Below are 10,139 nucleotides of genomic sequence, written 5' to 3'. Positions count from 1 at the left end.
CATGCCCGATGCCGACGACCTGGCTGCGCTGCAGGCCTTCCGCCGCTGGCGCGACGAGTCCGGCCGCGCGCTGGCCGAAGCGCGCGCCGGCGTGGCGCTGGCCAAACCACGCGTGCCCGTGCTGGTGATCGCCTCGGACGGCGACGACGACGTGCCGCCGGCGACTTCCGCCGCGCTGGCGGCGGACTGGGAGGCCACGTTCCGGCGCGTGCCCGGCAGCCACGTCGGCCCGCTGCTGGGCCGCCAGGCCCCTGCGCTGGCGGCGGAGGTACTCCGATGGCTGAACGCCGTTGTCGGCGTCGCCGGAATTCAGCACCCGTTGGGCGCCCCGGCCTGAGCATCGCCCCACGCCATCCCGGCGTCCGGAGCCTGCCATGAAGCGTGTTGTCGTTCCCTGCCTTGCCCTCGGCCTGGCCTTCGCCGCGACCGCGGCCTTCGCCCAGGACGGCTATTACGACGATTACGACCGCGGCTACGACGCCGGCTACGAGGAACCGGCCTACGCGCCGTACGAAACCTACGGCCGCGAGGGTGGCGCCGCCACCGACATGGCGCGCGTGCTCAGCGTGGACCCGATCGTCGAGCCCGCGCGCGAAGTGCGGCGCCAGGAATGCTGGCGCGAACCGACGCCGCGTTACGCCTACGAAGAGCGCTACGAGCGCGACGCTTATTACGCCCCGCGCCGCACCAGCGGCGGCGGCGCGGTGCTGGGCGCCATCGTCGGCGGCGCGCTGGGCAACACCGTGGGCAACGGCGACGGCCGCCGCGCCGCGACGGTGGTGGGTGCGGTGGTCGGTGGCGCCATCGGCAACGACATCGAGCGCAATGGCGCCCGGCGCGACGACCGCTATTACCGCCAGGCCCGCTATTCGCGCCCGGCCGAGGTGGAGCGCTGCCGCGTGGTCACCGACGTCGAACACGAGGGCCGCGTCATCGGCTACCGCGTGGCCTACGAGTACGCCGGCCGCGTTTTCCACACCACCACCGACTACCACCCGGGCGACCAGCTGCGGGTGCGCGTGGACGTGACGCCCGAAGGCTGAGCGCCCGGCGCCGGCCTGCGTGCGAAGGAAGGGGCCTGCGGGCTCCTTCACTTTTTCCCGCCTGGGGCAGCGGGTAGGGTAGGGGCCTTCCCGGGGAGCCCACCATGCGCCGAACCTGCCTTGCCCTTGCCCTCTCGCTGGCCGTCGTGATGCCGGCGTCCGCCGCCACGCACCTGCTGACCGCCGCGCGCATCCACACCGGTGACGCCGCACGCCCCGTGGCCGAGGCCATGGCCTGGGACGAGGAGGGCAACCTGCTCGCGCTGGGCAGCGCGGAAGAATTGCGCCGGCGCTTCCCGGACGCGCGCGAACACGCGCAGCCCGGCGCGGTGGTCATTCCCGGCCTGATCGACGCCCACGCGCACGTGATGGGCCTGGGCTTCGCCCTGCTGCGCGCCGACCTGGTGGACGCGGCCAGCAAGGAGGAGGTGATCGCGCGGCTCAAGGCTTTCGAAGCCACGCTGCCGCCGGGCGCCTGGCTGCTGGGCCGCGGCTGGGACCAGAACGACTGGCCGGGCAAGGCCTTCCCCACCGCCGCCGACCTCGACGCCGCCTTCCCGGAGCGCCCGGTCTGGCTCGAGCGCGTGGACGGCCATGCCGGCTGGGCGAACTCCGCCGCGCTGCGCGCCGTGACCCGTGATCTCTCGGGCGACTGGCAGCCGGAGGGCGGCCGCATCCTGCGAGACGCGCAGGGCCGCGCCACCGGCGTGTTCATCGACACCGCCGCGGCGCTGGTGGACGCCGTGGTGCCCGCGCCCGACGACGCGCTGCGCGCCGAAGCGCTGGAGCGTTCGCTGGAAGCCGCCGCGAAACACGGCCTGACCGGCGTGCACGACATGGGCGTGTCGCTGGCCGACCTGGGCCTGATGCGCCGCTTCGCCGACGAGGGCCGGCTGCCGCTGCGCATCCGCGCCTACGCCGACGGCGCCGCCGCCGCGCTCGACGCGCTGTGCGCCATGGGTCCCTACGAACACCCGGACGGCCGCCTGGCCATGCGCGGCGTGAAGTTCTACGTGGACGGCGCGCTGGGCAGCCGCGGCGCTGCGCTGCTGGAGGACTACAGCGACGAGCCGGGCCACCGCGGCCTGCTGGTCACCGAACCGGCGGCCTACGCGGCGGCGGTGGCGAAGGCCCGCGCCTGCGGCCTCCAGCCGGCCAGCCACGCCATCGGCGACCGCGGCAACCGCATCGTGCTCGACACCTACGAGAAGGTGCTGGGCGACGCCGCCGGCGGCGACCACCGCTGGCGCGTCGAACACGCGCAGGTGGTGCACCGCGACGACCTGGCGCGTTTCGCCGCGCTGAAGGTGGTGGCCTCGATGCAGCCCACGCACGCCACCTCCGACATGCCCTGGGCCGAAGCCCGCGTCGGCAAGGAGCGCCTGCATGGCGCCTACGCCTGGCAGCGCCTGCGCGCGCTGGGCGTGCCGCTGGCCCTGGGTTCGGACTACCCGGTGGAATCGGTGGACCCGCGCCTGGGCCTGCATTCGGCGGTGACCCGGCAGGACCGCGACGGCCAGCCGCCCGGCGGCTGGCTACCCGACCAGCGCCTCACGCCGGAACAGGCCCTGCACGGCTTCACCGCCGGCGCCGCCTTCGCCGCTTCCGACGAGGACCTCGTCGGCCGCCTGGCCCCCGGCCTGGCCGCCGACTTCGTCGTGCTTGACGCCGACCCGTTCGTGGTCGCGCCGGCGGAGCTGCCCGAGCTCAAGGTGCTGTCGACGTGGGTCGATGGCCGGCCCACCTACCTCGCCGACTGACCCGCTCTTCCTGTAGGAGCGGCTTCAGCCGCGACGCTTTTCGCGAAGAGCGTCGCGGCTGAAGCCGCTCCTACGGTTCCCCGTCACCAGTCGAGCGACCCGGTCACGACGGTCTGGACCTGGCCGCCGGACCAGACTTCGCCGTCGGCGTCGACCTGCAGTTCCAGGCGGGCATCGTGGCCGACTTCGCGGCCCTGGCTGACGACATAGCGGCCGTCGGGGTTCGGCAGGGCGCCGGAATGGCTGAGCCAGGCGGCCAGCGTGGCATTGGCGGCGCCGGAGGCGGCGTCCTCCACCTGTGCCGGCTGGCCGACGAAGGCGCGCACGGCCAGGTCGTAGTCGCGGCCGGTGCAGCGCGCGAACACGCACAGGCCCATCGCTTCCGATTGCTTCGCCAGCACCGAGATGGCGTCCCAAGGCGGCGACAGCGCGCGCAGCGTGGCTTCGTCGCGCAGCTCGGCGATCCACCAGCGGCGGCCGCCGTCCATCAGCACGGGGGGCAGGGCGCCCAGGGAAATGCCGGCCAGCGCCGGTGCCAGGCGCGGGTCGGTCGCATGGCCGGTTTCCAGCACCCGGGCCCGCGGCGCGCGCACGCTCAGCCGGCGCGCGCGGCCTTCGCCCTGCACCTGGATGGGCAGCAGGCCCACCGCGCATTCCTGCACCAGCCGGCCGTCGCGCGGCGAGGCCAGGCCGGCTTCCAGCACGGCGTGCGCGCTGCCGATACTCGGGTGCCCGGCGAAGGGCACTTCGCGGCGCGGGCTGAAGATGCGCAGTCGGTAGCTGGCCTCCGGCGTGGTCGGCGGCAGCACGAAGGTGGTTTCCGGCAGGCGCGTCCAGCGGGCGATGGCCTGCATGGTGGCGTCGTCGAGGCCGGCAGCGTCGAGCACCACGGCCAGCGGGTTGCCGTCGCCCGGGCGGGCGGCGAAGACGTCGAGTTGTACGAAGGCGCGTGACATTCGGGGGCTTCCTGCCCTAGGGAGGCGAAAGGTTACCAGCCCGCTCCTGAACTCGGCGTCGGCGGCCTTCGTTTACACTCAGCGGGCTTGCGCGCCCGCCGCGCCGGCGCCCCCCAGACAGAACCCTGACCATGACCCCAGCCGCACCCGCCGCCGGTGCCGTCGCACCGGACTGGATCGTCCTCAAGTTCGGAGGCACCAGCGTGTCCCGACGCACCCGTTGGGACACGATCGGCGCGCTGATGAAACGGCGCGCGTCCGAGGAGGGCGCGAAAGTGCTGGTGGTGGTGTCGGCCGTGTCGGGCGTCACCAACGAACTGCAGGCGGTCTGCGACGGCCACGCCGACGCGGCCGCCACCCGCGCGCGCCTGGACGCCCTGGCGCAGCGCCACCGCGCCTTCTGCGCCGACGAACTCGGCCTCGACCCCGACGCCGTGCTCGGCGAACGCCTGGCCGCGCTGCGCGCCCTGGCCGACGACCCGCGCCGCGCGGCCGGCGAACTGGCCTGGCAGGCCGAGGTGCTGGCCCAGGGCGAACTGCTCTCGTCCACGCTCGGCGTGGCCTACCTGCGCTCGCAGGGCCTGGACGTGGGCTGGACCGATTCGCGCGACTGGCTGCAGGCCCGCGGCTTGCCCAACCAGAACGCCTGGAGCCGGCACCTGTCGGCCTCCTGCGACTACGAAGGCGACGCCGCGCAACGCGCCCGCTTCGCCGCGGCCGGGCCGGCGCTGCGCATCGCCCAGGGTTTCATCGCCCGCGCCGAAGGCGGCGGCACCGCCATCCTCGGCCGCGGCGGTTCCGACACCAGCGCGGCGTATTTCGGCGCGCTGCTCGGCGCCCGCCGCGTCGAGATCTGGACCGACGTGCCCGGCATGTTCAGCGCCAACCCGCGCCAGGTGCCGGACGCGCGCCTGCTCACGCGGCTCGACTACGCAGAGGCCCAGGAAATCGCCACCACCGGCGCCAAGGTGCTGCACCCGCGCTGCATCCACCCTTGCCGCGAGGCGCGGGTGCCGCTGTGGATCCGCGACACCACCCGCCCCGACATGCCCGGCACGGTCATCGATTCCTCGGCCACCACCATTCCCGGCGTCAAGGCCATCAGCTCGCGCCGCGGCATCGTGCTGGTGTCCATGGAAACCATCGGCATGTGGCAGCAGGTGGGCTTCCTGTCCGACGTCTTCGAACGCTTCAAGGCGCACGGCCTGTCGGTGGACCTGATCGGCTCGTCCGAGGCCAACGTCACCGTCTCGCTCGACCCCAGCGACAACCTGGTGAGCACCAACGTGCTCGACGCGCTCTGCGCCGACCTGGCCCAGGTGTGCAAGGTGAAGGTCATCGCGCCCTGCGCGGCGATCACGCTGGTCGGCCGCGGCATGCGTTCGCTGCTGCACAAGCTCAGCGACGTCTGGGCCGAATTCGGCCGCGAGCGCGTGCACCTGATCTCGCAGTCCTCGAACGACCTCAACCTCACCTTCGTGGTGGACGAGGGCCTGGCCGAAGGCATGCTGCCCCGCCTGCACGCGCTGTTGGCGCAGTCGGGTGCGATGCCGGTGACCGAGGCGGCGGTGTTCGGCCCCAGCTGGCGCCACATCGACCACCCGGCCGCCGAACGCCCCGCGCCCTGGTGGCTGCGGCAGCGCGAGCGCGTGCTGCAGGCCGCCGCCGCCGGCACCCCGCGCTACCTCTACCACCTGCCCACCGTGCGCGAACGCGCCCGCGACCTGGCCGAAGTGCCGGCCATCGACCGCCGCTTCTTCGCGCTCAAGGCCAATCCGCACCCGGCCGTGCTGCGAACGCTCGAGGCCGAAGGCTTCGGCTTCGAATGCGTGTCGCTGGGCGAAATCGAACACCTGTTCGGCGTGCTGCCCGCGCTGGCGCCCGACCGCGTGCTGTTCACGCCCAGCTTCGCGCCGCGCCGGGAATTCGAAGCGGCGCTGGCGCGCGGCGTGCACGTCACGCTCGACAGCCTGGCGCCGCTGCAGCAGTGGCCGGAGCTGTTCGCCGGCCGCGAGATCGTGCTGCGCGTGGACCCGGGTTTCGGCCAGGGCCACCACGAGAAAGTGCGCACCGGCGGCAAGGACGCCAAGTTCGGCCTGGCGCTGGAGTCGGTGGGCGAATTCACCGCCGCGGCGCGCGCCGCCGGCGCCCGCATCGCCGGCCTGCACGCGCACATCGGCAGCGGCATCCACGACGCCCAGCACTGGCACACGGTGTACGCCAGCCTGGCCGCGGTGGCCGAAGGCATCGGCACCGTGGGTTTCATCGACGTCGGCGGCGGCCTGGGCGTGGCCTACGACCCCGAGGCCGAGCCCTTCGACCTGGAGGCCTATGCCGCGGCGCTGGCCGAAGTGAAGGCCGCCTACCCGCAGTACGCGCTGTGGGTGGAGCCGGGCCGCTACCTGGTGGCCGAAGCCGGCGCGCTGCTGCTGCACGTCACCCAGGTGGTGCGCAAGCAGGGCCAGCGCCGCGTCGGCGCCGACGGCGGCATGAACGCGCTGATGCGCCCGGCGCTGTACGGCGCCTGGCACGAAATCACCAACCTCACGCGCGCCGGCGACCCGCCGGGCGAACCCTGCGAAGTGGTGGGCCCGGTCTGCGAATCCAGCGACGTGCTGGGCCGCCAGCGCCGCCTGCCCGACGCCACCGCGGAGGGCGACGTGATCCTGGTCGGCCACGCCGGCGCCTACGGCGCGGTGATGGCCAACCGCTACAACCTGCGCGAACTGCCGCAGGAGGATGTGCTCGATGACTGAGTTCGACCCGGGCGCCGTGCGCGCCTTCCGCTTCCTCAACTGCGGCCTCGATCCCGCCACCGGCGAGGCGCGCCTGGGCTACGCCTTCGACGACGGCCCGGAAATGGTGGAGGTCATCCGCTTCCCCGGCGCGCCCTTCGCCTTCGACGGCGCCCGCGCCGCGGCGGTGGAGCGGGCCCTGCGCCTGCTGCACCTGATCGCCGGCGTCAGCTACTACAAGGCCGCGGTGCCGCCGGACATCCGCATCGAGGCCTACGACATCGATGCCGAAACCGCCGGGTTGCTCGAGACCATCTACGAAAACGGCCTGGGCGAATTCGCCTACCGCAATGGCCTGTCGCTGCGCGGCAGGGTGCAGTTCCCGGTGCGCGCGGCCACGGAAGCCGCGGCGCCGGTGCTGGGCCTGCACGAACACGCCGTGGTGGCCATCGGCGGCGGCAAGGATTCGCTGGTGTCCATCGAAGCGCTGCGCGCCGCCGGCGTGGCCCAGACCGTGGCCTGGGTGGGCGGTTCGCCGCTCATCGCCGCCTGCGCCGCGCGCACCGGCCTGCCCACCCTGAACGTCACGCGCGCGCTGTCGCCGCTGCTGTTCGAGCTCAACCGCCGCGGCGCGCTCAACGGCCACATCCCGGTCACCGCGGTGAACTCGGCCATCCTGGTGCTGGCCGCGCTGCTGCACGGCCACGACCAGGTGGTGTTCTCGAACGAACGTTCGGCCAGCTACGGCAGCCTCATTCCCGGCACCGGCGAAGTGAACCACCAGTGGTCCAAGGGCTGGGACTTCGAGCGGGCGTTCGCGCGCCACGTGCGCCGGAACGTGGCCGCCGACCTGCGCTACTACTCGCTGCTCCGGCCGTTTTCCGAGCTGGCGGTGGCCCGGCAGTTCGCGCGCATCGACCACTACGACCAGTTCTTCTCCAGCTGCAACCGCAACTTCCACCTGTTGGGCGAACGACCGGCGCAGCGCTGGTGCGGCGTCTGCCCCAAGTGCCACTTCGTGTTCCTGGCGCTGGCGCCGTTCATGCCCAAGCCGCGGCTGGTGGCCATCTTCGGCCGCAACCTGCTCGACGAACCCGAGCAGGCGCCGGGTTTCGACGCGCTGATGGAATACCGCGACCACAAGCCCTTCGAATGCGTGGGCGAGGGCCGCGAATCGCGCGCCGCCATGGACGTGCTGGCCGACAGCCCGGCCTGGCGCGAGGACGCGCTGGTGCGGCGCTACGCCCGCGAGATCCGGCCGCAGCTCGAGGCCGCGGAGCGGGGGCTGGCGCCGCTGCTCGAACCCTCGGATGATCACGGCATCCCCGAGGGGCTGTGGGAGCGGCTGCGTGCGCATTTCGGAGCTTGAAGGCAAGAAGGTCGCGATCTGGGGCTACGGCCGCGAAGGCCGGTCGGCCCTGGCCGCGCTGCGCTGGCGCCTGCCCAGCCAGCCGGTGACCGTGTTCTGTTCCCACGACGAAGCCGAGCCCCTGCGCGAACTGCAGGACCCGGCCCTGCGCATCGAGACCAGCGTCAACGCCGCCCTGCTGGCCGAACACGAGGTGGTGGTGAAATCGCCGGGCATCAGCCCCTACACCTCGCCGGCGGCCGACGCCGCGCTCGAGGGCGTGCGTTTCACCGGCGCCAGCGGCCTGTGGTTCGCCGAACCGCCGGCCGGCCGCCGGGTCTGCATCACCGGCACCAAGGGCAAGTCCACCACCACCGCGCTGGTGGCGCACCTGCTGCGCGCCGCCGGCAAGCGCACCGCGCTGGCGGGCAACATCGGCCTGCCGCTGCTGGAGCTGCTGGACGTGCAGCCGCCGCCGGAGTTCTGGGCCATCGAACTCTCCAGCTACCAGACCGGCGAAGCCCGCGACGTGGACGTGGCGGTGGTGCTCAACCTCTTCCCCGAACACCTGGACTGGCACGGCAGCGAAGCGCGCTACTACGCCGACAAACTGGCGCTGGTGACGAAAGCCGCGCCGCGCATCGCCGTGCTCAACGCCGCCGACCCGCGCCTGGTGGAGCTGGACGTGCCGCCCACCACCCGCGTGCTGTGGTTCAACCACGCCGACGGCTGGCACCTGCGCGAAAGCCTGGTGTACCGCGGCGAGCAGCCGGTGTTCGACGCCCGCCACGTGCCGCTGCCGGGCCGCCACAACCGCCTGAACCTGTGCGCCGCGCTGGCCACGCTCGAGGCCCTGGGCCTGGACGCGGTGGCGCTGGCGCCGGCCGCGGCCAGCTTCCGGCCGCTGCCGCACCGGCTGCAGTCGCTGGGCCTGCGCCACGGCATCGAATCGGTGAACGATTCGATCTCGACCACGCCGCACGCCTCCATCGCCGCGCTCGACTGCTACCGCGGCCGCCGCGTGGCCATCCTGGTGGGCGGCTACGACCGCGGCCTGGACTGGGGCGTGTTCGCCGAACGCATCGCCGCCGAGCCGGTGGCCGCGGTGATCACCATGGGCCAGAACGGCCCGCGCGTGTACGAAAAGCTCAAGCCGCTGGCGCTGGGCGACCGCTTCGTGCTGGCCGAGGCCGGCGACATGGACGAAGCGGTGAAGCTGGGCCTGCAGGTGCTGGGCCACGACGGCGTGCTGCTGCTTTCGCCGGGCGCGCCGAGTTTCCCCCGCTACCGCGATTACGTCGAACGCGGCCGCCACTTCGCCCAGGCGGCGGGTTTCGACCCGGAGCTGATCAGCACCATCCCGGGCCTGGGCGTGGCCTGAGCCCGCTCACGCGGCGCTTACGCCGGGCGGCGGGGGCGGGCATAGAATCACGGTCTTTCCACCGGAGGACCGCCCCATGCGCCGCAGCCTGCTTGCCCTTGCCCTCGCGTCCCTGAGCCTCACCGCCGCGGCCAAGCCGGTCGCCGAGCCGGTGAGCTGGACCCACGGCGGCACGACCTTCGACGGTTACCTGGTCTACGACGATGCCGAAGGCGACAAGCGCCCGGGCCTGGTGATGGTGCCGAACTGGATGGGCGTGACCGATTCGGCCCTCGAGAAGGCCAAGACGATCGCCGGCGACGACTACGTCATCCTGCTGGTGGACATGTACGGCCGCGGCGTGCGCCCGGCCAACGCCGACGAGGCGGGCAAGGCGGCCGGCGCGGTGTATGCGGACCGCGCGGCGCTGCGCGGCCGCATCAACACGGCGCTGGGCGTGCTGCGCGATGCGGCCGGCAAGGCGCCGGTGGACGCGGCGCAGCTGGGCGGCATCGGCTTCTGCTTCGGCGGCGCGGTGGTGCTGGAGCTGGCGCGCACGGGCGCGGACGTGGCGGGCGTGGTCAGCTTCCACGGCAACCTGTCCACCACGATCCCGGCCGAAGCGGGCGCGGTGAAGGCCAGCCTGCTGGTGCTCAACGGCGCCGACGACACCTACGTTCCGGCCGAGCAGATCGCCACCTTCCAGCAGGAAATGACGGCGGCCAATGCCGACTGGCAGTTCGTGAACTACTCCGGCGCGGTGCACTGCTTCGCCGAAGCCGACGCCAACAGCCCGGGCTGCCTGTACGAGCCGCGCGCGGCGAAGCGCGCCTACGCGGCGATGGAGTCGTTCTTCGACGAGAAGTTCGAGGACTGAGCTTTCCGCGTGTGGCGGTTCGGGGCCCGCTTCGGCGGGCCTTTTTTTGGTTCTTCACCG

The 10,139-nt window shown here is 73.0% G+C and carries 8 protein-coding genes; 7 read left to right on the top strand and 1 reads right to left on the bottom strand.

What is annotated here, in order from left to right; genetic code table 11:
- The 3 genes from N790_RS16250 to N790_RS02430 all read left to right on the top strand — a co-directional run.
- Positions 1-337, top strand: a 337-nt coding sequence (locus N790_RS16250; RefSeq protein ID WP_043800263.1) for an alpha/beta fold hydrolase, incomplete at its 5' end; no start/stop codon positions are given.
- Between the two features lie 37 nt (positions 338-374).
- Positions 375-1,043, top strand: a complete 669-nt coding sequence (locus tag N790_RS16770) for a glycine zipper 2TM domain-containing protein (RefSeq protein WP_052385617.1) — start codon at positions 375-377, stop codon at positions 1,041-1,043.
- Between the two features lie 104 nt (positions 1,044-1,147).
- Positions 1,148-2,803 (top strand): amidohydrolase, encoded by a 1,656-nt coding sequence (locus N790_RS02430; protein ID WP_043800262.1) that lies wholly within the window; start codon positions 1,148-1,150, stop codon positions 2,801-2,803.
- A gap of 83 nt (positions 2,804-2,886) precedes the next feature.
- Here the strand turns inward: N790_RS02430 and N790_RS02425 are convergent, their stop codons facing one another.
- Complete coding sequence (locus tag N790_RS02425) at positions 2,887-3,759, bottom strand: PhzF family phenazine biosynthesis protein (protein ID WP_043800260.1); 873 nt, start codon at positions 3,757-3,759, stop codon at positions 2,887-2,889.
- A gap of 131 nt (positions 3,760-3,890) precedes the next feature.
- On the opposite strand from N790_RS02425, the gene N790_RS02420 reads away from it, so the two are divergent.
- The 4 genes from N790_RS02420 to N790_RS02405 all read left to right on the top strand — a co-directional run bounded on the left by N790_RS02420 (position 3,891) and on the right by N790_RS02405 (position 10,079).
- Positions 3,891-6,515 carry a bifunctional aspartate kinase/diaminopimelate decarboxylase gene (locus tag N790_RS02420; RefSeq protein WP_052385616.1) on the top strand — a complete coding sequence of 875 codons (2,625 nt, stop codon included), beginning with the start codon at positions 3,891-3,893 and terminating at the stop codon, positions 6,513-6,515.
- Positions 6,508-7,863 (top strand): UDP-N-acetyl-alpha-D-muramoyl-L-alanyl-L-glutamate epimerase, encoded by a 1,356-nt coding sequence (gene murL, locus N790_RS02415; RefSeq protein ID WP_043800258.1) that lies wholly within the window; start codon positions 6,508-6,510, stop codon positions 7,861-7,863. The genes N790_RS02420 and murL overlap by 8 nt, the downstream gene beginning before the upstream one ends.
- Complete coding sequence (murD, locus tag N790_RS02410; RefSeq protein ID WP_043800256.1) at positions 7,844-9,223, top strand: UDP-N-acetylmuramoyl-L-alanine--D-glutamate ligase; 1,380 nt, start codon at positions 7,844-7,846, stop codon at positions 9,221-9,223. The genes murL and murD overlap by 20 nt, the downstream gene beginning before the upstream one ends.
- Before the next feature lie 76 nt (positions 9,224-9,299).
- A complete protein-coding gene (locus N790_RS02405) occupies positions 9,300-10,079 on the top strand; it encodes a dienelactone hydrolase family protein (RefSeq protein ID WP_043800255.1) in 780 nt (259 codons plus the stop codon).
- The last annotated feature ends 60 nt before the right edge of the window (positions 10,080-10,139 follow it).

This window comes from Arenimonas malthae CC-JY-1, assembly GCF_000747075.1.
Taxonomy (GTDB): Bacteria; Pseudomonadota; Gammaproteobacteria; order Xanthomonadales; family Xanthomonadaceae; genus Arenimonas; species Arenimonas malthae.
Note: the sequence above shows the minus strand (reverse complement) of the source record. Positions and strands in the feature narration are given on the sequence as shown.